This window comes from Nostoc sp. C052 (assembly GCF_013393905.1).
Lineage (GTDB): Bacteria > Cyanobacteriota > Cyanobacteriia > Cyanobacteriales > Nostocaceae > Nostoc.
Genome location: NZ_CP040272.1, coordinates 2,322,834 through 2,347,000, shown reverse-complemented (window position 1 = coordinate 2,347,000; position 24,167 = coordinate 2,322,834). Strand labels below are relative to the sequence as shown.

The 24,167-nt window shown below is 42.1% G+C and carries 19 protein-coding genes; 7 read left to right on the top strand and 12 right to left on the bottom strand.

Annotated features, from left to right (window positions below; all coding sequences use genetic code 11):
* Window positions 1-81 precede the first annotated feature (81 nt).
* Complete coding sequence (locus FD723_RS09250; protein WP_179065071.1) at window positions 82-1,860, bottom strand: ABC transporter ATP-binding protein; 1,779 nt, start codon at window positions 1,858-1,860, stop codon at window positions 82-84.
* Between the two features lie 213 nt (window positions 1,861-2,073).
* On the opposite strand from FD723_RS09250, the gene FD723_RS09245 reads away from it, so the two are divergent.
* On the top strand, window positions 2,074-3,135 hold the full coding sequence (locus FD723_RS09245) for an L-histidine N(alpha)-methyltransferase (RefSeq protein ID WP_179065070.1): 1,062 nt from the start codon (window positions 2,074-2,076) through the stop codon (window positions 3,133-3,135).
* 181 nt (window positions 3,136-3,316) lie between these two features.
* Here FD723_RS09245 and FD723_RS09240 read toward each other — a convergent pair whose 3' ends face one another.
* Together FD723_RS09240 and FD723_RS09235 are read right to left on the bottom strand one after the other, a co-directional pair.
* Window positions 3,317-3,529, bottom strand: coding sequence for a type II toxin-antitoxin system HicB family antitoxin (locus FD723_RS09240; RefSeq protein ID WP_179065069.1), 213 nt, complete (start codon window positions 3,527-3,529; stop codon window positions 3,317-3,319).
* Entirely contained in the window at window positions 3,513-3,779 is a 267-nt protein-coding gene (locus FD723_RS09235; protein WP_179065068.1) for a type II toxin-antitoxin system HicA family toxin, read from the bottom strand. The genes FD723_RS09240 and FD723_RS09235 overlap by 17 nt, the downstream gene beginning before the upstream one ends.
* A 507-nt stretch (window positions 3,780-4,286) precedes the next feature.
* Here FD723_RS09235 and FD723_RS09230 point away from each other — a divergent pair.
* The 4 genes from FD723_RS09230 (at window position 4,287) to FD723_RS09215 (ending at window position 7,652) form a co-directional block, all read left to right on the top strand.
* A complete protein-coding gene (locus FD723_RS09230) occupies window positions 4,287-5,057 on the top strand; it encodes a pentapeptide repeat-containing protein (protein ID WP_179065067.1) in 771 nt (256 codons plus the stop codon).
* Window positions 5,058-5,093: 36 nt separating this feature from the next.
* Entirely contained in the window at window positions 5,094-5,738 is a 645-nt protein-coding gene (locus tag FD723_RS09225; protein ID WP_179065066.1) for a TenA family protein, read from the top strand.
* 213 nt (window positions 5,739-5,951) lie between these two features.
* Window positions 5,952-6,683, top strand: coding sequence for a cobalt-precorrin-6A reductase (locus FD723_RS09220; protein WP_179065065.1), 732 nt, complete (start codon window positions 5,952-5,954; stop codon window positions 6,681-6,683).
* A 108-nt stretch (window positions 6,684-6,791) separates the two neighbouring features.
* Entirely contained in the window at window positions 6,792-7,652 is an 861-nt protein-coding gene (locus FD723_RS09215; RefSeq protein WP_179065064.1) for an alpha/beta fold hydrolase, read from the top strand.
* An 85-nt stretch (window positions 7,653-7,737) separates the two neighbouring features.
* Here FD723_RS09215 and FD723_RS09210 read toward each other — a convergent pair whose 3' ends face one another.
* Together FD723_RS09210 and FD723_RS09205 are read right to left on the bottom strand one after the other, a co-directional pair.
* Entirely contained in the window at window positions 7,738-9,105 is a 1,368-nt protein-coding gene (locus tag FD723_RS09210; RefSeq protein WP_179065063.1) for a calcium-binding protein, read from the bottom strand.
* Window positions 9,106-9,390: 285 nt separating this feature from the next.
* Complete coding sequence (locus FD723_RS09205; protein ID WP_179065062.1) at window positions 9,391-10,302, bottom strand: IS982 family transposase; 912 nt, start codon at window positions 10,300-10,302, stop codon at window positions 9,391-9,393.
* A gap of 447 nt (window positions 10,303-10,749) precedes the next feature.
* On the opposite strand from FD723_RS09205, the gene topA reads away from it, so the two are divergent.
* A complete protein-coding gene (topA, locus tag FD723_RS09200) occupies window positions 10,750-12,945 on the top strand; it encodes a type I DNA topoisomerase (protein WP_179065061.1) in 2,196 nt (731 codons plus the stop codon).
* A gap of 358 nt (window positions 12,946-13,303) precedes the next feature.
* Here topA and FD723_RS09195 read toward each other — a convergent pair whose 3' ends face one another.
* The gene (locus FD723_RS09195; protein ID WP_256875123.1) at window positions 13,304-14,218 is read right to left on the bottom strand and encodes a DUF928 domain-containing protein; all 915 of its coding nucleotides are present in this window, start codon (window positions 14,216-14,218) and stop codon (window positions 13,304-13,306) included.
* A 467-nt stretch (window positions 14,219-14,685) separates the two neighbouring features.
* Between FD723_RS09195 and FD723_RS09190 the strand changes: the two genes are divergently transcribed.
* On the top strand, window positions 14,686-15,966 hold the full coding sequence (locus tag FD723_RS09190) for a hypothetical protein (protein ID WP_179065060.1): 1,281 nt from the start codon (window positions 14,686-14,688) through the stop codon (window positions 15,964-15,966).
* Between the two features lie 247 nt (window positions 15,967-16,213).
* Here the strand turns inward: FD723_RS09190 and FD723_RS09185 are convergent, their stop codons facing one another.
* From FD723_RS09185 to FD723_RS09160, 6 genes are all read right to left on the bottom strand, one after another.
* On the bottom strand, window positions 16,214-17,560 hold the full coding sequence (locus FD723_RS09185) for an NAD(P)/FAD-dependent oxidoreductase (protein WP_179065059.1): 1,347 nt from the start codon (window positions 17,558-17,560) through the stop codon (window positions 16,214-16,216).
* A gap of 656 nt (window positions 17,561-18,216) precedes the next feature.
* Window positions 18,217-19,416 carry a DUF4159 domain-containing protein gene (locus FD723_RS09180; RefSeq protein ID WP_179065058.1) on the bottom strand — a complete coding sequence of 400 codons (1,200 nt, stop codon included), beginning with the start codon at window positions 19,414-19,416 and terminating at the stop codon, window positions 18,217-18,219.
* Between the two features lie 130 nt (window positions 19,417-19,546).
* Window positions 19,547-20,578, bottom strand: a complete 1,032-nt coding sequence (locus FD723_RS09175) for a phage tail protein (protein ID WP_179065057.1) — start codon at window positions 20,576-20,578, stop codon at window positions 19,547-19,549.
* Between the two features lie 71 nt (window positions 20,579-20,649).
* Entirely contained in the window at window positions 20,650-22,845 is a 2,196-nt protein-coding gene (locus FD723_RS09170; protein WP_179065056.1) for a putative baseplate assembly protein, read from the bottom strand.
* A 93-nt stretch (window positions 22,846-22,938) separates the two neighbouring features.
* Window positions 22,939-23,352, bottom strand: a complete 414-nt coding sequence (locus FD723_RS09165) for a GPW/gp25 family protein (RefSeq protein ID WP_179069090.1) — start codon at window positions 23,350-23,352, stop codon at window positions 22,939-22,941.
* A gap of 242 nt (window positions 23,353-23,594) precedes the next feature.
* Window positions 23,595-24,092, bottom strand: a complete 498-nt coding sequence (locus FD723_RS09160; protein WP_179065055.1) for a PAAR domain-containing protein — start codon at window positions 24,090-24,092, stop codon at window positions 23,595-23,597.
* Window positions 24,093-24,167 lie beyond the last annotated feature (75 nt).

The window sequence follows — 24,167 nt, the reverse complement described above, 5'->3', positions numbered from 1 at the left end:
TTTCAATATGAGCGTTCAGTCGAATTCTGAATTCTTCTTCAATACAACCCTGTGAGCAAAATTAATGATGCTAATTGCGGATCATTTTTTCTCCTTTGGTTTTACCTGAGATTCCAAAATCACACCGTAGAGTGGGCTAGTTTGCATCAATTCTTCGTGAGTGCCTTGTGCTACCAGTCGTCCTTTATCCATGAGAAAAATGCGATCGGCATTCTGGACGGTGCTAATGCGTTGAGCTACTACAAAGGTTGTACAAGCTTTTTGGTGCATTAAGTGATCTAGTTCAGCTTGAATTTGGGCAGCAGTTCTGGCATCCACAGCCGAGGTGCTATCGTCCAAAATCAGAATGCTGTAATCGGTTAACAAGGTACGAGCAATCGCAATTCGTTGTTTTTGTCCACCAGATAAACCTACACCTCGTTCACCGACAATCGTCTCGTAGCCATCGGGTAGACCGCTAATAAAGTCGTGCATTTGGGCGGTTTTTGCAACTTCAATTACCTCTTCTAAGGTTGCGTTGGGTTTGGCGTAGGCAATATTTTCGCGGATTGTGCCAGAGAAGAGAGTAGTTTCTTGAAATACAATCCCAATACGCGATCTGAGGCTTTTGAGTGTGAAACTTGTGACATCTCGTCCGTCAATGCGAACTGCTCCCTTTGTGACATCGTAAAAGCGGGGAATCAAGTTCATAATTGTGCTTTTTCCCGAACCAGTCATGCCAAGAACGGCGATTAGCTCATTAGGCTTGGTTTCAAAAGATACTTCTTTGAGAGTTTCGGTTGTCGCTCCTGGATAGCGAAAGGAAACATTTTCAAAGGTAATTCTACCACCGCAGGTGTCAAAGGGGACAGCACCGGGGCGATCGCGAATTTCTACTTCTGCATCTACCACTTCGTAGACTCGTTCGGCGGAAGCAGCGGCTTGAGCGATCGCAGGTGCGGCAAATCCAATCAACAAAATCGGTTGGAGAATCAATGCTAGGTAGGAGTTAAAGGCCACTAGTTCGCCAATGGAAAATCTACCCCCAATTACCTGCGCTCCCCCGTAGCCGAAAACTGCCAGTGTGACTGCATTACTCAGCAAAAATATTAATGGGAAGGTATTACGGATGGCGCTAATGGTCTTCATGTTCGCCTTGACTAGGCCATCATTCAGGGTTGTGTAACGCGACCTTTCGGTTGACTCCCGCACAAAGGCTTTCACTACCCGGATGCCTAGCAAGTTCTCTTGTAATACAGCATTCAGATTGCTCAGTTGCTCTTGTACTTGCCGAAAAAGTTTGTTATTTTGGCTGATGAATCGTGCCATCAACCAACCGGCCATAGGTACTACTGTCAGGGTAATCACGGCTAATTGCCAATTCATCACCAGTAACAGTACCGAAATACTTACCAATGTCACAATTGAACCGACAACCTGAATTAAGCTAGTGCCAACAAAGGTACGAATCTGCTCAATATCGCTGGTGACACGGGTTAGGAGTTGGGAAGTCTGCGCCTGGTCATGAAAACTGAAACTGAGATTTTGAATTTTGCTGAAAATTTTGTTTCGCAGGTCATAAGCAACACCCTGAGATACTGCTTCTGCTAGATAGCTTTGTCCAAAATTAAATACACCACGAGCGATCGCGGCTACTACCATCCAAGCGGCGCTGTATAGCACAATTTGGAGGTTTTTTTGCGATATCCCCTCATCAATTCCCCAGCGAAATAGTTGTGGGGTGACAGCGTTAGCGATCGTCAACAGCAACAGACTGACCAATGCTCCCAGTGAAGTCCATCGGTAAGTACTTAAACTTTTCAGCACGCGCTGGGTTGGCTGTATCAACGAAGTTTCCTGGAGTTCTGGTTGCTGAACCAATGGTATTCACCCTATATCTTTGGAAAATTATCGTACTTTGATTGTAAAAAAACAATTGGCCATTATGTAGAGTAGCGAATGGGGGATTAGAGATTAACCTTCTATTTTTGGTGGAAATTCTGAGTTTTGAGACAGTGGTATGGGAGAATACCTGTTTGGCAAGCATTGCGGCTCATCCATTTCCAGACCGAAGAAAACCAAAGAACAAAAATAATGGCTCAAAATTTTCATAGCAATTCCCAACTTCCTTCAGATATCTCAACTACTATCAGTCGCACAGCCAAGCCAAGTTCTGAGTTCTACTCTCTTTTTTCTGAAGCAGAAGTTTTAGGAATAATTGATGCTTTAGAAGTTAGGCGAGAAATACCTCTAAAGTATTCTTATAAAGGTAGAGGTGCAAAAATTTGGGACGATTTTTATCTAAAATATGTTATTCCTAAATGGTATGGAAGAGCAAATGTAGAAATTGATCTTTTAAAGAGTAATTTTAAATATCTGAATAGCAATATCAAAACTGGCGAGAGAGTCAACATTGTAGATGTTGGTGCCGGAAATTCCTATCCTGTTAAAAAATTTATCCGCAGACTCAATAAATTAGGGAAGGTTAATAAATATATTGCCTTAGATATTAGTGATGAACTACTTCAGGTATCCAGAAATAATTTTAAAAAATGGTTTCCACTAGTCAAATTTATTAGTTCCACAATTGACATAGAAAATAGTTCTATACCTAAAACTTTGTTTCAAAATCAAACTAGTCTTGAAATTGACGACACAGCAAAAATATTTTTACACTTAGGAGTTACCATTGGAAATCATCAAAATAGAGATGAGGTATTCAAAAATTTTAGAGATAGTATGGGAAAAAATGATTTTCTAGTGTTCACTAACGAAACTGGTTCTAACTCTACATGGGATGGAATATTTAGAGGCGGCTGCAAGTATCATGTAGAAGAAATATATGGATGGGTTAAAAATAAGATTGGGATTAAATCTGAAGATTGTGAATTAGTGAGAAAGTACGATCTAAAAACAGATAGTATAGTTGCTAATCTCAAACTCCGTCATAATCACACTATCAATTTTAGCCGGATAGGGATAGATAAAAAAATTGAAATCTCTGAAGGTGAAGAGATTACTATCTGGCGACACCACAAGTATGAAATACCTAAACTTTTGCAAGAACTAGAACGTTCTGGACTACAACTTATTCACTATAGTACCGACAAATACAAATCACATATCATGGTGATTTGTAAGATTGCCAGTGACTAAGCTTTTTAATTAGACTTCCTCTATAGCAATCCTAAATCAGTTGTAAAAATGCGCGATGTCCAGATCCCCGACTTCTTCGAGAAGTCGGGGATCTAATTTTTCATGAATAATTTAGTATTGCTATATCATCTGAAAATTTCTGATGATGTTAAAAATCAGTTTGACTTAGCTTGTGTATCAATCAAATATACATCAAACGCGGTCTAGGTTCAGGAACCGGACGCCCTAAATCTTTAGCCGTTTCTATCCATTCCTGCACAACTAATTCTACATTATGCAGGGCTTCTTGATAAGAATCGCCATCAGCAGCACAGCCTGATAATTCTGGGACTTCAGCAATAAAAGCTTGATCTAATTCACTCCAATAGAGAATAATTTCATACCGAAACATCATTTTTAGTTCCTAGCTTATACTTAATAATCACTGCTCGGACTTGTTTAATTTGATAGCTTTTAGCTTTTCCTTTTTTGTGTTGCAGGTTCAATATTTCCTCAACATCGGCTTTGATAAAAATACGATGATCGCCACGAATCCGTTCCTCAAAGCCTAATGTATATAAAAGTTGCCACAGTTGGGCAAAAGGGATGTCTGTATCAGAAGTCCCAGAGAGAATTTTTTCTAAGAGTTTGTCTTGCTGACTCACGTTTTTCTGACTGTCTTAATGTTTCTATAGTCTCATATTTATTTAAAATCAGGGTATACAAAAGCAAATCTATTATTTTACTCCTGAGTTAGACCATCCGTTATGACAATGGCTAGTCTAGTTATCAGGGCAAATTGTATGCTTGGATACTGCTCTAATAATTTACTTGATTTCAAAAAATACTAATTTTTTGGATGTTACAGATGCTTTCTTGAGTTTAATTTTGTGACATCAGTTTTACCTATTGTGGAGTGTATAATTTATCTTGACGAATGACGCTCATTTACCATCCTTACCGGGGTTATCAGTCTTAATATTGGCTCAATCAATAGCTTGACTACTTTTCTACAATCCTTTAGCGTAGCGTTCCCTAGTAAAGGTATCACCAATTTATCAGTAATATAGACAACTACAGAGGGCAAATTGTTGAGATTGCTCATATCATAATGCTGAGGTATAAATCCGTCTCAGTTAATCTTAGTATGGAGTAAGAAATATTACACGATTATGAAAAACCAAATTATCGGCGTAGCAGCATTTTTAACCACTATTAGTTTGACAGCAACGGTACAAGCAGCAAACTCCGAACATGTTAGACAGTTATTAGCAACCAAACAATGTCAAAACTGCGATTTGACGAATGCAGGTTTAGTTCTGGCTGACTTGTCTGGAGCAAATTTGAGCGGTGCTAATCTTACAGGTGCTAACCTCAGCCGTGCAAATTTGAGCGGCGCAGATTTACGGGGTGCAAACTTGAGTGGTGCTAGTTTATTTGGTGTTAACCTGAGCGAAGCTAAATTTAGTGGGGCAAATTTGACTGGTGCTGATTTGAGAAATACTTATTTAGCGAATGCCGAACTAAATGGTGCTTACCTGAATGGCGCTAACTTTCAGGGTGCAGTTGGGATACCATTACAAGTGGCTTCATCAGAAGAATTTTATGCTTGGGGTATAGCAGAAGGGCAAAAAGGCAACCAACAGCAAGCAATCAGTTATTTTAATCAAGCGATCGCTATTAAACCAGAATACGCAGGTGCTTATCTAGCTCGTGGTGTCGCTCGCTACCAAATACTAGATAGACAAGGTGCATTTCAAGATGCCCAAGTTGCTGAAAAATTGTTTACATCCCAAAACAACAACCCTGGAACGCTAACGGCCCAAGCTTTTATTAAAGAACTCCAAACACCAGTAAATGACAAGGTAAGTACTGGTAGCCCCAGTTTCATGGACTTTTTTGGAAGTCTTGGCTCAGTCTTGCTTCAGTTCTTCCCTTTTTGAGTGGGATAATAACAGATGACAAATGACAAATAACAGATGACTTTATCTAAGGAATTATGGGCAGCAAATCAAGATTTAGCCCAAGCTTGCCTAGAGCATCCTTTCGTTCAAGGCATTGGTGATGGGACTCTTGAGCAAGTAAAATTTGCTTACTACGTAGGGCAAGATGCTTTTTTCTTAGAAGCTTTTGCCCGTGCGTACAGTATCGCCGCCGCTAAAGCACCAGACTGGTTAGGTTTCACCACATTTCATAACTTAGCTAGTGGAGTTTTAGAAGAACTGCGCCTGCATAGTAACTATGCCTCTGAGTGGGGAGTCAATTTGCATTCCGTGGAACCTGCGCCTGCTACCCGCCGCTATACAGACTTTTTGTTAGCAACTGCTTGGGGTGGAGATGTGGGTTTAACTGCGGCGGCGATGGCTCCCTGTATGGGTTTGTATGCCTTTTTAGGAGAAAAATTGGCAAGTAATGGTATTCCGAATCATCAATATAGCAACTGGATTCGTACTTACAGTAGCGCAGACTTTCAACCACTCACACAACAATTAGAAAGTTTAGTTGACAATTATGCCACTAACAATACTGTTGTGCATTCAAGCTATCGTTATGCGATGTTTTGTGAGCGCGACTTTTTTCAGGCTGCGTGGATTTTGGAGCAGTCTGCCGAATTAAGTCGGTGAGAGAAAATAAATACAGCAGGGAACTAGGTTGAAACTCTATTGATTTCACATTAGGCGTGAATAACGAAATACAAAATGCTTGAAACCCATGCAATTAGTTGGCTTCGCTCAGTTCGTAATGACATATTTATAAATTTTCTCGCCTACCTACTTAGAGTATTCTGAATTCTGAATTCTGTATTCTGACTCCTGTTTTATATTTTCATATTAATCATGCGTGTTTTGATTCTGGGTGGGACGGGAGATGCAGCAGAACTAGCCGCCAAAGTTGCTACTATCCAAGGGTTAGAAGTAATCACCTCTTTAGCTGGCCGCACCCTTGAACCGTCAGTACCCTTGGGCGATTTACGGGTTGGAGGCTTTGGTGGTGTGGCTGGATTGGCTAGCTATCTGCGAGTCATGCAAATCGACTTATTAATTGATGCAACTCATCCTTTTGCGACTCAAATTTCCTTCAATGCCGCCGATGCTGCAACAGAAGTCGGAGTACCCCGTCTGATGTTAATTCGTCCGCCTTGGGAAAAAGTAAGTGGCGATCGCTGGATTGAAGTTGATAGCGTTAAAGCCGCAGCAACAGCCCTGCAAAACCAGGCACAGCGAGTTTTTTTAACAGTTGGTAGGCAAGAACTTGCTGCCTTTGCTCACCTAGAGAAAATTTGGTTTTTGATGCGGATGATTGACCCGCCTGGCGATGATGCTTTAGTACCGCCGGGGATGGTATTGTGCGATCGCGGGCCTTTTAGCCTCAAGAATGAGAGACAAATTCTAATTCACAACAACATTGATACTATCGTTAGTAAAAATAGCGGTGGCGATGCCACAAAGCCCAAGATTATTGCCGCGCGAGAACTGGGCATAAAGGTTGTGATGGTAAATCGCCCAGCCATACCCCCAGGGGAGCAGGTTAGTAATGTTGATGCTGCTTTGGCATGGCTAGGTAAATGACAGACAGTCCACTGGGCAAAAATGAGTAACATTTGAGTAGCAAAGGACTTCCGACGCAAGTTGTTACTATTTGGAATTGAAGTCATCTGATTTTATACAATCCCGAAAATGCGAGCGAAAATACGAGATACAGAAATTTTCTTTGATGTGGAAGGTTCTGCATTAGTGGTGGATGGCGCAAGCATCTCCTCTAAACCTGTTGCCTTTCTAATTCATGGGGGGCCTGGTGCAGATCATACTTCCTTCAAACCAACCTTCTCGGCTTTAAGCCGAAAACTACAACTAGTCTATTTTGACCATCGCGGTCAAGGAAGGTCTGCCCGTGGCCCAAAAGAAACCTATATTCTAGACAATAATGTTGAAGATATGGAAGCTTTGCGCCAACACCTTGGTCTGGACAAAATTGTTGTGATTGGCGGCTCTTACGGTGGTATGGTGGCTTTGACTTATGCAGTCCGCTATCCTCAGAATGTCTCTCATCTGATTGTGATTGCCACAGCAGCCCATAGTGGCTTTTTAAAACGGGCTAAGGAAATCCTCGCATCAAAGGGAACTGAAGAACAAAAAGCAAGCGCTCAAAGGCTTTGGGACGGAAACTTTGAAAATGAGGAACAGCTAAGACAGTATTTTCAAGTGTTGGGGCCAATGTATTCGCTAAGATATGAGCCTACTACGTCAGGCATTGCTTGGCAGCGGAATATCCTCTCAGTTGATGCGATTAATGTTGCTTTTGGCGGTTTTCTCCGCAACTATAATATTCTCGACCAGTTACACAAAATTACCGCACCCACTTTAGTGATTGCAGGCCGTTATGATTGGATTTGCGCCCCAGAATTTTCGGAAGAAATTGCAAAAGCAATTCCTAATGCCGATTTGAGAATTTTTGAGAATAGCAGTCATTTGATCCGCGCAGATGAGCCAGAAGCACTTTTGGATGCGATCGCAGGTTTCTTAGTTTACAAACGTTAGATCGATAATACAAGCAGACACAAAACGCTTCCAAAAAAATTCCTCTCCCGGATGGAAGAGGAATTTTTGTATTTGCTGTAAATTCCTAACTAGGAACCCCAAGTACACTCTGCTGTTGAGCAGCGCCAATAAAGGCAATTTGCTCAACATTCAAGACATTTAGGGTAAATTGATCGCGCCTAATGGTGTAATTATTGGAGCTGCCTGTAATAGTGTAATTATTTCTGAAATTAGGCAGAATTAGCTTGTCCAATCCCGATCCACCATCGATGGTAGCATTGCCGTAACCAACATCAAATGTGTCGTTTCCACTGCCACCCTTAATCAAGACATTGGCAATAGCACCCCCTTGGTTTGCAACGGAATTACCGCTAGCATTAATTCGGCGAGCTTTGAAGTAATCGTTATCGTTTCCGCCATCAATCGTGCCGCCTTGAATGCCAACACTAGTGCCATAGCCAGTAAGGATATCGGCTCCTGCCCCTTCATAAATAATGCCATTAGTATTAAGAATACCTATGCCTTTACTAATGCCAGTACCAGTGATGGTATCGTTGCCGCCGCCTAAGTCAATAGTACTACTGTTAACAATGCCTATACCTACACCAGGGGCAATTGTCCCAGCTTCAGGATAAGAAGGGATCGAGTCCCCTGCACCGCCTGTACCCTTGCCAGAAATCAAGTCATTTCCCAGCCCTGTACTAATGACGCTACTACCACTGTTGGAGATGCCTACACCATTTCCCGCAAGCGTATCAATATTACCAGGATTTACAGACCCAGCACCGCCCTTGCCGATACCAGTAATAGAATCGCTTCCGATGCCTCCATTAATGACGCTGCCACCACTGTTGAAAATGCCTGTACTATCTCCTCCATAGCCACTAACCCCACCAGTTCCAGTTCCCTTGATAGAATTGTTCCCTTCCCCTCCATCAATGCGGCCATGCTGAGTGTTAGAGATTCCTATACCATTACCAGTTCCAAAGATAGAGTCATTCCCTTTTCCTCCATCAATACGACTATACTGAGTATTATTGATACCTATGGGAGTACTTGCTCCCAAGAAACCATCGCCTCCCGTTCCGGTTCCCTTGATCAAATCATTTCCGTCTCCTCCATAAATGTAGCCACCCTGAGTGTTAGAGATACCCGTACCAGGTAAAAAGCTTCTATACTCGGAACCACCACTGCCTACGCCAGAGATGGTATCGTCTCCCAGTCCTGCATTGATGATGCCACTGTTAGCAATGCCTGTACCTATATCGCCGCCACCAATGCCTGTGCCAGAGATAGTGTCATTACCTGCTTGAGTATTAATGACTCCCCTTGTTCTAACCTCAATTCCAATTGCTGGAATTGCTGGCAACGCCGTATTATCCTGTTTGCCAACCACTAGATCGGAATTCACAGTGCCTATGGGTAAGAGTGAAGAAACAATTAGTCTGGGCATAATATAATTTTCCTGAATTGACTGTGATGTTTTTAACTGTTCGGTTTACTTAACTAAATGATGCATGCGGTTAAGTAATGAACATTACAGGAATAATTTACCATTCTCCCTGTATGTGCAATAACACCTTTAGAACAGGTATTTATTTACTTCATTGAAATGAAGTATTTTTATGCAAATCTCCCGATCTTTTTTATTAGAGACTTCCAAATAAAAAAATATTCAATTAACTCTTGTGGGGTGGGCATCTTGCCCGCCCTATAAACTGACGTGAGTTCGACGGAATTAAAAAATGGCAGGAGGTAGAGCAGGCAAATCTTTTGGGTAAATGTCAATGGAAGGTTTTTTGGGTAAATAGGTATAAGCCGCTAAACCAGCCATCAAATTAACCAAAAAGTTAAATGGACTACGATGACCTTGGTGTTCGATTTGACATATATTTTTTAGATGGTCGTTGACCGACTCAATGACAGCACGTTTGCGTAACAGAATCTTATCAATCAGTTTTACCAAACGATTTTTCATTTTCTTCTTAGATTTTGTGACTAACTGTAATCCTCGCTCATATAACTCCTCAAATAATTTTTGAGAGATATATCCTCTGTCACCAAACAGTTTACCAATTAAGTCTTTAGTCATATCTGGGACTGGTTTTCGGTCATCTACATTTGCTGGAGTAAGTGAAAATGCTAGTAATTCTCCACAATCATTAATAATCAAATGAAGCTTAAACCCAAAGTGCCAGCCCACAGAATTTTTGCCCCATTTCACTAATCCTTTAAACACCTTGTGAGAATGTGCCCTACAGTTATGACAAACATTAATTGGTGTGGAATCAATAAAGCTAATCCCAGTAATTTCTCCTGTGCGCGTATGTAAAAAGCAACATAACAGCATTAAGCACCAGGGCATCAGTTCCACAAACCGAGTGTAGCTGACTAAATTGGGAAATGCTTCATGCCAACTTGTAAGCACATGCAGCGTGTAAAATTCCTTGAAAGTCTTATATCCACTGCCATGAAATGCGATGACTATTGTCATCACTTCCGATAGATGCATCCTGGATTTACTGCGACGTTCTCCTGTTGTCGATGGCAATTGTGGTACTTGCTGCCATAGATTTTCCCATTGCTTACAGAAATCATCTACGTCGCAGAAAATTTGCGTGATGTCGAGGCGAGATACAATCGTAGACATAGCCGAGACTCTCATTTTTGTTAGATATTCTTAGTCTCGGCATTTTTTTGTGCCTTTTTTGCTGATTCTCAATCAATCGTAGCGATCGCCTTCGGTGGGTGCTTCGTGCCATCGCTTGGTCTTTCCCAGTTGAGCAAATTCATATATCACAAGCTTTTTGGCTTTTTTTAATCGTCGAACTCACGTTAAACTGGGCGGGCAAGATGCCCACCCCACAATATTGGATAATTTATTTCTTGGAGTTCCCTTAATGCAGTTCTAGCAGGGTATAAAAATGGCTTGACCAAATAAAAATAGTAAAATTTTTAACTAAACCTGACGATCGCAGAATGTTTGAGAAATGCAAATAAAATAGAAAATACATTGTATCGAGAGTAAGACAGCATTGGCTGCGTTCTCGCTTCAATCCCACACTTGAATGCGTGTATACCTCCTGCCTCCTGAATTATGATCAAACGCCTGCTTGTGGTAGAGTCTCCCGGAAAAGTCAAAAAACTCAGTCAAATTCTTGGTGCAGACTGGAAAGTTCTCGCTAGTTGTGGTCACATCCGAGAACTCAGCAATGAAGGGGAAGATTCCTTGGGCTTTGTCATGGACGGCAGTAATGTCAGGTGTAATTATATTCCGCGTGACCAACGAGCCAAAGAAACAATCCAGAAGCTTAAGTCTGCGGTGAGGCAAGTTGATGAAGTTGTCTTAGCAACTGACCCAGACCGAGAAGGCGAGACAATCGCTTGGCATCTCAAAGAAACCCTTGGTCTAAGGGAACCGAAACGAGTAATTTATACTGAGATTACAGCATCGGCGGTACAGAGTGCGATCGCAAACCCCAGAAAGCTAGACCAAAACTTAATCGGTGCTGGGTTGTGCCGAGATTGTCTAGATAAGTTGGTAGGTTATAAAGGTAGCCCTTTAGTTTGGGCATTGAATAACGGTGCTAAGAGTGTTGGCAGAGTCCAAAGCGCGACATTACATCTAATTTGTCAGCGAGAAAACGAAATTCTGGCTTTTGTCCCCCAAGATTACTGGAGTGTCTGGGTAGATTATGCGGAAGGATTTCGGGCTTTTTACAAAGGGACGGTTGATTCTGCGAAAGATGCACCAGACCAAGAAACTGAAACTAACGATGATGCAAAGGTAGGTAATAGTCCAGAAACACCAGAGTCTAAGCGCGTTCTTTCTGAAGCAGAAGCTACACGTTTAGTTGAAGAAGCACAGCAGCATCCTCATCAGGTGATTCATTTTGAAGGAAAAATCGTTAACCGCCAGCCGCCTCCACCATTTACAACTTCCAGCCTTCAGCAAGCAGCCGGTTCAAAGCTGAGGTTTGCTCCCGACAAAACCATGATTGTGGCCCAAAAGCTCTATGAGGCAGGGCTAATTACATATATGCGAACAGACTCAGTAATGCTGAGTCCAGAATTTTGTGCCAGCGCCCGTAAATGGTTAGAGCAAAACGACCCGCAGAATGTACCGCAGCAAGTCGCCAAGCATCGCAGTAGCAAATCGGCTCAAGAAGCACATGAAGCCATTCGTCCAACGGATGTATTTCGTCCCTCAGTTCAGTTGCGTTTAGAACTTCCTGATGATGAGTTTAATCTGTATGTGATGATCTGGAAACGGTCAATTGCTTCTCAGTGTCGTGCTGCCCAATTGCGTAAAACTCTGGTGATTACTCAGTCTGGTTCTCTACTGTGGTCAGCCAGAGGGCAGGTGATCGAATTTTACGGTTATGCTCGGTACTGGAACAATCTCAGCAAAGATAGTGTTTTACCTTCATTACAACAGGGACAAGCATTAAAACTAGAGAATGCTGGACATGAAAAGAAGCAGACTCAACCACCACCCCGTTATAGTGAACCAAAATTAGTGCAACTGATGGAACGTAAAGGAATTGGTCGCCCAAGTACTTATGCTCCTACTGTTGCTACCTTAAAAAAACGAAATTATGTCGAGTTGAAAAAAGACCATCTGCAACCGACAGCGTTAGGGTTAGAAGTTGATGCGTTTTTGCTCAAAGCCCTGCCTGATTTACTAGAGGCAGAATTCACAGCAAAAATGGAGGATGCCCTTGATGCAATTTCCGAAGGAAAAAATTCTTGGCAGCATTATTTAACTAGTTGGAATCAGAATTACTTCATACCAGCACTTTCCAAAGCTAAAACTATAGTTCCAAGTTCCTCAATAGGTAAAGCTAATGTTATAAGTGAGCGGAAATACGAAACTTCCAAAACGCGATGCCCTGAATGCAAAAATTTTCTCGCCAAAATTCCGAGTAGTAAAGTCAAAAAGAAATATTTCCTCAAATGTACAAAAGGCTGTGAAAATGTCGTGCTATTTTGGAGCGACTTTAACAAAACTTGGCAGCCACCACAAACTAAAGCCGCCCAGCCTGAAAATCAACAAAAACCTGCTGTCAAGATTACGAAATATCCCTGCCCAGTATGCAAAAAACCTCTAGAGGAGTACAGTTACATCAAAGAGGGACAGAGTAAGACAATGTTGCGATGTAGCGATTCGCGATCGCGTAAAGACACTAAACATAAAGATGTGGCTTATTTCAGTACTCAAAAAGGGTGGTGGAGTCCTAAATTTGGGGAGTTAGGAGTTAAGAGTTCTCATACGAAGCATGAGAATGAGTGATATCATGTCCAACTAACTAACCATAATTAAGCGTTGCTCACACAACTTTATCAACCTGCTTCATCGCAGACTTGAGCTTCTGGATTATTTCTTTCGCTCCTTGGTCACGTTGAACTTAATTACAGCTTACATTGCTGCCGTCCATGAAGAGATTCTGAGCAATAAACTGGCAATTGCAATTAGCGATCGCCTATTCTCGTGATACGGATTTTCTAGAATACTTTACCAAAAAGCTTGGGAAATTGCTGAACTCAGTTTAGAGGAAGTGATGCCCCTCCAAAGCGATCGCTTAATCTTAAATTGAAGGGTAAAAAACCCAGCTTCTCTATGAAAACCAGGTTTTTAAATAATTGTTAACTTATTTCTGGGCAGTACAACAGGGCAATAAAGGCTTGTTTACAACTTCTTTAATGTCTACTGAATTCAATAAATCTTCCCAATATTTCTCAACTTCAGGATCGTTAGGGCGCTGGCGGCGTAAATTAGCTAAAGTTCTTAAAGCATCTTCCCAAAATCCAGCTGTGGCAAATAAAACAGCACGATCTAGGTCTGTGGTTGGTTGCTTTAGTTGAAGAGATAGGTTTTCATCTTGCGATCGCACAATTGTACCTTCTACATAAGAATCTTTATCGCGGTTATTAGTATCACAAATCATCGAAAAAGTCCAATTGTACTCTTTATCGATTTGTAGAGATGACTGATCGGCGGGTATATTTACACTAACAATACCATTCTGCCCAACAGGTTTGAAAGTTCCCTTATATAATGGGTCAATGCTATCACCATCCCGCAAAACAAATTCTAGGGCTTGCACTGTTGTAGAGGTTTGAGGAAGGTAGAAAAAAAATGTGGGATGCTCTGCTGTGGTTCGTTGAGCTTCCTTATCTGTTGGCGTCAGGGGAATAAGATATTGTCCAGCTTGAAAGCAACTTCCCCGTGTTCCTGCTGACCTGACCCTACCAGGTCTACCTGGAACAAAGGCAATACGATTTTTACCGCGTTGGATGTAACTTGTAACATTTCTAATTGCAGAAGTAGCATACTTATCTCCAGGACGTAGGCGTTCTGCTTGCTGAAAATTCAATAAAGCTTTTCTATAGTTTCTCTGTTTGGTTTCATTATAGCCAAGCTGCATATATTGGGTGTAAGCTGTTTTCGCTTGTGCTAATTGGTAAACTGACTCTGTTGCTAAAACTTGAGTAGTACTTACAGGCTCGAAAGGGAGAAATGCTAAAGCAGCAAGTAGATAGCTTGCCCAAAATCTATGTTTCATGATGTTTATGTTTACTTGTATTACATTATTTGGGTATATATAATACAATAGCGTAAGCTTTACAGTGACAAGACTTGATGTGTGCTACTTTCCGGGAAGGCTGAGGTAGTCTTGTAATTTTTTACAACAAAATTTCCAACTTTTTTCAGAAGTTGGGAATCTTAACCTTTACGTGAGTTCGACGATTAGAAAAAGGCAAAAAGCCCACTATGTAAGGCTTTGGACAACTGAGCATTACAAAGGCGATGCCTGCGGCGGGCTTCGCCTACGCTATCATTGATGGAGAATCGGTAAAAAGTGACAAAAAAAAGCCGAGACATTTTTTAGTTCTGTCGAACTCACGTTAAATTATCGCAATCCTAAATCGTTTGTAAACAATCAGATCCCCGACTTATTTAAGAAGTCGGGGATCTTTAAGTAAGTGACATAATATATAGATTACCCACTATTGACTTTTGAAACTAGCGATGAAAGAACGGCTACAAATTCACAAAAAAGCTGACTCATCCGCTTATTCGTCAGAGCAAAGTCAGTTGCAAGCGCATCTATTAACTACCCACCCTCAACTCCGTTCCAACCAGCCTATAGTACAGTCCAAAGTAGAAAATCAGAAATTTCAACAGTATCAATTTGAGGCAGCAAAACTCCAAATACAAGCCAAGCACGGCACGATCGCAGCAGAGGGACAAGAGCGACTCACTGTATTGCAAACAAAGATGAATGAGTCGTTGCAGCAAGACAAGGAACACTCTTCCCAGTTTGGTCATAGCCTGAGCAAAATGGCGATCAAGCGTGCTGATAGTGTGTCAATGGAACAAATACAGCCAAAACTCACTATTGGTCAATCAGGAGATCAATATGAGCAAGAGGCGGATAGAGTTGCTAATTCTGTAGTTAACCAAATTAATCGAGTTGTTTCAGAAAACCAGGATGCACAGCAGACAACCTTACCAGGTATTAAGAACGAACAAGCAAAGTCTGAAGAGATATTAGCAGCAAACAACTCAGCAGATAAAAAACAAAAATTTTTACAAGAATACTCGCTAGCCAAAACACTAGTAAATGGCATAGATGACACATTACCAGAAGATAAAATTCTGGAACAACTTTTCAAAAATTTTGGAAATATTCAATTTCAATATACAATGGTGAGCAAGAGTCAAGATACTCTATTGAAAGGCTCTCCAGAAGGAGATTGTCAGACCTTAGCTCGTGCTTTTAAAAAAGTTGCAGAAGAATATTTTGGTATTGAAAAAATAACAGTTGAAAGTATCGCTAAACCCTTTTTGAGTGAAGCTGGAGCTACGCCACACCAAGGAAAAAAGCCCAATTGTGATGATGGTAAACGATGGTTTTTTCAAAACCATTATTGGGCTAGCTGGAATGGCAAAATTTATGATGTTTTATTCATTAGCAATAAACGAACCGAAGCCGATATGGCAAAACAGGTGCAACCACTAAAATCAATGTTGATGCCTGAACAAGAGTACTATGAAACAGAAAAAGGAAAAATTGTATATCCCATTGTCAATAAATACTCAACTGTAGAGGTTACGATATTTGAGAAACTGAAAAACTTTGTTAATAATATTGGTCGGTTTCTCTCCAGCAGCATGAGTACGATCATCAATAAAATTCGGTCTTTATTTGCCCAAAGCGGAAATAACACCAGCGGTTTTGACTCTCTAATGAGAGAACTTGAACATGATAAAAATAATGCTGCGATCGCAAACAACCAAAATCAATAATTACAACTTTTTGAAAATCCTTAATCGGTGTAATGAAGATTCTAGAATCACGCAAAACCGCCCCTCTCCGAGTCGGAGAGGGACAGACTTGAACTTTAGTTCAAGACAGGGAGAAGTTTATCAAACTTACGTTAATTCCTTCCTCCTCAAGCCGTTAATTTCTTTTGCCATCTCAAAATAAGGGAAGTACAGCCATCACTCTAACAAGCTCTTATAGCATCATTGAATGATTCTGTAATCCTTAAAGTTACAGAGGTGTCACAGAAGATCGTTGCACGCTCTTTTTAACAGTTTTTGCTTCTACAAAAGCTTCCCGACCTGTAATCAATCTAGAGCGACGATTACGAGTGATATAATTCCACGCCCATTGAATTGCTACTACTATTTTAGTGTCAAACTCGATTAAGAAGTAGATGTGAATTACTAGCCAAAAGAGCCAAGCAATGAAACCTTGGAGTTTGATTAAGCCTAAATCTACAACAGCTAAATTTTGCCCAATCATTGCCAAAGTACCCACGTCATTGTAACGGAATTGTGGCAAAGTGTGACCTTGAAGCCTGCGTTTAATGAGTTTAGCTACATACTCTCCTTGTTGTTTAGCTACAGGTGCAACACCAGGCAAGGGTTTACCATTTTGATGAGAGAAGTTGCCTAAATCTCCCACGACAAAAATGTTTTTATAACCCTTGATAGTCAAGTCAGGTTCTACAATCACACGTCCGGCGCGATCGCACTCTACACCTGTATTTTCTGCTAGAACTTTCCCCAGAGGTGAACCTTGAACACCTGCTGCCCACAATATGGTTTTTGAGGCTATTTCTGTCAATTCATCGCCTTGCTTGAAAGTAACAATGTTATTTTCAATATTTGTCACTCTGGTGTTAGTGTAGACAGCCACACCCAACTTCTGTAAAGATGCTGCTCCTACTTTTGATAACTCTGGTGAAATGTGTGGGAGGATGCGATCGCCACCTTGCAATAGTAAAATTCTCGCTTCTGAAGTGTTGATGCTGCGGAAATCTTCTGTGAGAGTTTGGTATGCCAATTCTGCGATCGCACCTGCTAACTCTACACCGGTGGGGCCACCACCCACAATCACAAAAGTCAACAAAGCACGGCGTTTTTCTGGATCAGTTTGTTTTTCTGCCGCTTCAAATGCCGAAAATATCCGGCGACGCATTTCTATGGCATCTTCAACAGTTTTCAAGCCAGGAGCAAATTCTTTCCAGTTATCCTTACCAAAATAGGAGTGGTTAGCACCTGTGGCGACAATCAATGTGTCATAAGGTACTATTTCATCACCCAAAATAACTTGTTGCGCTTTGGGATCAATATCATTTACTTCTCCTAGCAACACTTTTGTATTCTTGCTTTTGCTGAATACAGATCGCAATGGTGCAGAAATATCAGCAGGTGATAACGCACCTGTGGCAACTTGATATAAAAGCGGCTGAAATAGGTGAAAGTTGCGTTTATCAATGAGAGTAACGTTTACGTTTGCTGTCTTCAAAGCTTTTGCTGTATACAGTCCACCAAAGCCACCACCAATGATCACAACCTGATGTGGTGCATTTTTCTCAACTGAGAGAACCATAATAAATATTTCCTTGTGTTAAGAACTTGTAACTATTCTTAACAAAGATGTAACAGCTTTATGATGCAGGTTGCTGTTTATTTAGAACAATCGAAAAAATAGTGAAAGTAGCGAAAGTTATTTATTGCCTTTCAGTTTCGGGTTTTCCTCAGCAATAAATTGGCATATCTGTTGGCTGCTATGCCCGCCCGGAAATAAAAGGTTAAAGGGGAAAGGTTAAAGGGGAAAGGGATGAACAGGTCGCGCCACTTGCGGGCGTTAGCGGAGCGGGACGCAGTACGGTTTTTACCTTTCCCCCTTCCCCTTTCCCTCTTCCCCTTCTTCATAAATTTTCGGGCTAATAGCTTAAGTCTACTGAAGTAGATTGGAGATTTTTGGCGACATTTAGTCATCTTCAGATGACTTTAGCTATGAGATAGGAATTTCAATTCCCGGCGGACGAGCGGTTTCACGTTAAGTTGACACCAATGGCAAGATGCCCACCCCACAACTTTGGATAATTTATTTCTTGGAGTTCCCTTGAGAGTTTGAAACCCACGGAGGTGGGTTTTGTTTGTATAGACGCGGTTTCTAACCGCCCGTTTCCCGTTAAGTTGACACTAATCCCTTTTCTGTCCCCCTGCTCCCTGCCCCCTGCCCCCTGCTCCCTGCCTCTTTCACCACTGCCCGGAATTATCTTCCTGTTGCAAACCAATTAACTGTCGCCGTTTCCAAGCATAGTGAAGAATATTAATCCCTAATTCCTGAGCTGTACGAATAGTCAATCTGGGTAAACTCAAATCTCTATCCAGTCCCCAAGCAGTTGCCAAATCTCCAATAGCTAAAATAATTCCTCCACCGATTAATAGTTTAATCTGCTGTTGATTAACCATTGGCAAGGCAGCAAATAAGAAAGGTTTTGTCCTTAAAGGATGACTCCGTTGTAATTCTTCTAAAGGTCTTAAAGGACTTTCTAATTGTTGTGCTAAAGCTTGAGTACTCTCAATTAGAGGATTAGCATTTATTGGTGCATCAACTAGAAGCACACCACCTAAATTTAAGTAATTTCTGAGGGATTCAAATTCGAGACTATTTAAAGAAATTGCTTGTCCACCTGTGAGATAAAGAATGTCATAGTCTTGGATATTTTCTGCTAAAGAAACCTGACCGGGTTCATCAGCCCCTCGCAAACTGGGATACAAGGGTTCTACTGCTTGTAACAAATACGAAAGGCTGAAAAAATTACGCGCACATTCGGGATCGCTATGATTCGCTTGCGCCATACAGACAAGTGCTTGAGGACGCATTTGTGCTTGACGGCGATAACGCAAATCAATATTGTTATATCCAGGAAAAAAAGCATCCGCAGGTTGAGTAATTGCAGTATGTCCTGGTTGCAGAAGTATCCGACATACTTCTATTTCCGAACTGGCTGGTGTAGAGTTTCTTTGGTCAATTCGATAAGTTTCTTGAACAATATCTCTTTGCTGTCCGCGCCGCAATTCGTCAGGATCTACATAGCTAACTACTAAGTAGATCATGAGTGGTTCAGAACTTACTACTTCTAGATCGATAGGAAAATCATAAGAAGTCGGTACAACAATTAGATTACCTGCTAAATCAATTGCAATACCAGGTTGAATTTGTACCCAACGTCCATCTCGATATCTAGCTTCAACTTGGCTTGGGGCTGTTACATCTCGCACGCCTAAACCGCAGACAATTCCTGGTTGATTGAGACTTTGATATTGAGCATTTTGCCGATTCCGGTGATATTCATGGGCTGTGCGCCAACGTTCCGCATTAATTAGTAAGCCATCTGCGGCTTGCAGGCGCTCAAAAGATTTTATTGGTGGTGGTGGGAAAGGGTGGGACATAGGAATTTTGGATTTTGGATTTTGGATTTTAGATTAAAAGTCTGTTTAATTTTACTTAATTACGAATTACGTAGCTTGCTTCTCGCCTTCTCTACGAGACGCTACGCGAATGGCGAGTATTATGAATTATTTAATTAGTGGGATTCTCGATAGATAATTCATAAGTGCAAAAAGCTGGTTTTTCTTGTTCTATGATTCTTTGGATAAGTTCTTCGTTGATGATGCCACTAGAAATATTTGAACGCAAACGTACTATGAAATGATATGGTTGTCCACCTGCTAAAACTGCATTTCCTAATTGTGCATCTCCGATAATAAAACTTGGGCCAAACGGTTCGGTAATACTAATATGTTTATCAGCTTCATTAGTTAAATGTTCGTCTAGTGGTAAACCAGTATAAAGATGCAAGTAAAGACGCAATCCTTTACGAGTTCCTCGCCAGCGATAAAGTTCTACGGCACGGCGAATTAAACGCCGCTGTTGCTGGAGATCCCAAACAGAATCTACTTGCCAAGCAACCCAATGAGCCATAAAGGGTAGTAATGCTTGTGGTGCTGTCAAGGGATCGAGGTTTGCCCACATGACGTTGTAACTATTAACTATTGGTTGAAAAGCTTGCTCAAATATTTTCATGAAGCGACCAATAAAGTCCACTTCTCGATACAAAATTGGCAAGAATTCCATGTAGGCAGTATAGGGGCGGATGTATAAATCGAAATACTCGCTTCTCTCTATTTGTTCGTTGTCCGTGCCTGGGTCTATGTGTAGGGTAATTAGGCTGCGAAAATTGAGCGTTAGTTTATCTTTTTTTCCAGGTGAAATTGCTTCTTGATCTTCAAAAAATGTGTCGGGAATTGAGAAGTAGAGAACAGCATCCATTTGTCCACGAGGCGGTATTTCACTGCCTTCTGTGCCAATTTGACACCACTGGGATGGGAAGTTACCCTCAATGCTTAAGCTTACCCGCAAAGGACGTTGTTCTAAGTTTTGTACTTGGACAATCATCTCGCTGGGATGTCCAGGATGCAAGAGTAAACTACGCCCAGCAACATCGATGTTTTCGGCGTTTGCAAATGCTAAACCTGCCACAGGTAAAGCTTCGGGAATTTGCATTGGCGTTAATTGAATGCTTACAGCTGGACTAGAGCGACTTTGAACCATAGGATTGGGGATTGGGGGTAAGAAGAGGCAGGGGAGCAGAGGAAGATAGATAATTAATGACAAATGACAAATCAGCGATTAATGATTTGGATGTCGTGATTGGAACGCAGATTTGTATCAGCCCAAGAACATATCAAACCTTCCGATCCTGGATCGATCAATTGTTCTGGGGATGGTTGTCGTCGCCAAACTTCTCCTTGCTTGCGGATGGGAAACAGCAGGACGGGGCCTAAATGACGCACGCCTGGGGTTTGTTGCAGTAATGCGACAATATCTGATGTATAAACTGGTCGCCCAAAGGGCCAACCTTTGCCGTCGATTCCTCCAGTTAAGGGATTTAGATATTTATATAGCGATCGCCTTAAATTCCGGCGAATTTCTTCGCTGGCAAAGGTGTTGTTGTATGCTGGCTCTAAAGCAACTTCTGTCTGTACCGAAACACCTACGTAATTCGGCTCTTGTAATTCTATTTGTACCCCTAATAAGCGTCTTTCATCTAAGTAACTCAAAATTTGCTCTTGCAGGGCATTACTAAGAGCAAACTCTTCTGGTGTCATGCCATTGCCTTGAGCGATCGCATCTGTGTTTGCGAATGGAACTACCAGTAAACTAACTATACCTGCTTGTCTCCGAGAATTTGCTGGCAAACACCGGACGCGAGCGATCGCACCAGCACCCGCCTGTTGGGTTAAAACTTCAAAATCTTCAGCAGTGACGGCGCGATCGCGTGTGCGGAGGATGCGGGGAGCCTTCATCACAGCCTGTTCCAGCGATTCGGCATCTGCTCCATTGATTGCAGGTACACGATTGACCACACTAGCAATATATGGATACGCAGACTTCAAAAACTGAATTGCGCCAGTTTGCACATTGCCTTCTCTACCGCCGCCTGTACGATAAGTAACCATCCTAATCTCTGAGCCACGGGGAGGAATCGCCCCATACTGATGTTCAGACTGGTTATTTTCGAGAACTTGTACAGATGTGTCATCTAGTGATGGTTGCTGAATTCTCCCCCGTACCTGTGTTTGTTGCTTAAGTTGGCTGGGTTCTCGAATCAGCGGCCCGAATTGGATTGTACCAGTGATGGAATCGATGGTGTAATGGAAGTTATACGGCCCAGAATCAGCAAAATCCCTCACCTCAGTCCACTTTTGAGGCAAACCACCAGCGGGAGTAACTAAAATATACTCATTATCTCGACGTTCTAAAATTGGTGCTGTTTGTAATTGGAAACTCTGACCAGGTGTACCATCACTAATTCCCAATCGCTCATCTTGAATCAGCGTACTGTGGCTAGCCCTAACAGTACCGCCAATTGACCGCACTGCTAAACCAATAATCCTTGGCGGACGATTGTAACCAGTTTCGTTTGCTTCTGTGGAAACAAAGCTACAGCGCAACCAGCGACCCCGGTATGAGGTAAAATTAGCCACAGGCCAAATCTGCGGTAGATGCAAACGTACCTCTGCACCTTGAGACGGGTTTCCACCCTGTTGAGCGATTTCGTAAAAACTGAAACCGCGAGTTTTATCATCTGACTCTTGCAATAAAACGGGTTGCCAATTTTCCCCATCCCAGGCTTCCCACTTGCGGGGTGGTTGATTGGGGTTAATCCCAGCCGGGGTAGCCGCAGCTCCTTGGAAAATAATTTCTAAAACATTAGCATCTAAAGGATCGTCAGAATTAATTGCTAAATAAAAGCAGTTACCAGGTTGGGGTTCCTCTTCAAAAATCGGTTGTTCATTACCTGTCCAGTAACCGTTAGATTGACGAGTCCAGGAAGTTGTCACTCTTTCGCGCAGAGATTGGGGAATATCTTCGGTAGTTTGGGCAGTTAAGAAATGTTGAATGCGGGGTTTACCGATAATTAGAGGAGCATCTGTACTAAAGGTAATCGCTTCTGTGGTTTCAGTACGGATAGTTGAGGCTTCCAATCCGGCGGGAATCGTGTAGGCTTCAGGTAGTGCAGCGCTTAAATAAAAAGTTAATTCTGTGCGGGCTGGGGCGGGAGGCTGGAGACGAATACCCAGTAATTCTAGGAACGCGACATAATTTTTTCGGGGTACTTGGTTAAATCTGAGCAACATTTGGTCAGTTAACCAAGCAAATAACTCAATTAGCGTAATTCCTGGGTCGCTGAGATTGTGGTCTGTCCATTCTGGACAGTAGCGAGGAATACGCATAATACATTCTTCCACCAAATCATCGAAGGCGCGATCGTCTAAATTGGAAGAAGGTAATTTCGGTAAAAAGTCAAAGTTCATACCAATTTAAAAAAAGAATGTGACAGATACAAGCCTATAAACCCAGATAAAATTTAGCTTTCTTGATTTTTAATTTTCAATTTTTAATTCGTATCACGATTCCTCCCCAGCTGAAACCAAATAATAAGGATAAACAAAACTATAAATATCGGGACTGTCTTTAAGTCGATAATTGATGATAATGTCCACTCTGCCACGCATAGGGTCAGGATCGGTGACAACTTCATCGATAGTAATGCGTGGTTCCCAAACTTCTAAAGCTTCCAAAACATAAAGACGGATTCGCAGTAGGGTATCGCTATTCAAAGGTGCAAACGCCAGTTCCGACAAGCGCGAACCAAAGGTAGGTCGATAAACCCGTTCACCTACTCCCGTGCGGAGGATAATCCAAATAGATTCTTTAACTTTTTGATCTTCACGGCTAAGTTGTATCCCACCTTGCACATTTAAATGCAGTGGATAAGCCCAACCTGTTCCCAAATAGGCTCGATCGCGACCATAAACCATATCTGGCACTTAGACAGCTGTTACATGGATATCTTCAAAGATATCGGCACAAAGGGTTTAAGCCTATTCGCCAAAGGTCGAGGATGAAGAGGCGGGGGGCAGAGCAATACTTTTCGGGTTTTGGGGGAAAGGTAAATTCAAACCCTTTACCCCTTCCCCTTTAACCTTTCCCCAGATCATAAAGAGAGATTGTTGGGTTTATCCGAAAAGTATTGCCCTGCCCCTGCCCCCTGCCCCTCCAATCAGCCACCAATCAAAACAGTAAAATCACCTTTGACAATTTTATTCGGTGGCCCCAATGCTTCTAAAACGGTGTCGCCCATCCGAGAGGCAGGTAGATTATTAATCAGCACAGTCTGACTACCGTCAATTACAACCCCAGGGCCGTGGGGAGGTATGGGTAAAGGTGTGGCGCAATTATGAATATCAGCACCAGCGGCAGCAGCAGCGATCGCACTACCCATAGTAGCAGCAGATGTTGCCTTTGTAGTTTGTTCGGCAGCTAAGGCAGCAGGTGCCCCTGGTGTACCAGCCGCCGCTAAAGTAGCAGCCTCAGCCACTTGAATAGCTGCATCAGAAGCGGTTTTGGCGGATTGCAAAGCTGGTACTGCTGCTGCAAGCACACCCCGCCACGCAGGTAAAGACCCAATCAACACATTGGGACTACCCGGCCCTCCTGTCAACACTGGGGGTAAAGGGTGCGCTACATTGTCGGTAATTCTTGCTGCTGGTTTACCCATCACAACCTCCTATAGTGTTTTTCATTAACTATTTCACCGAAAATTACAAATTACGTTAGTACCACCGAGTCTTCT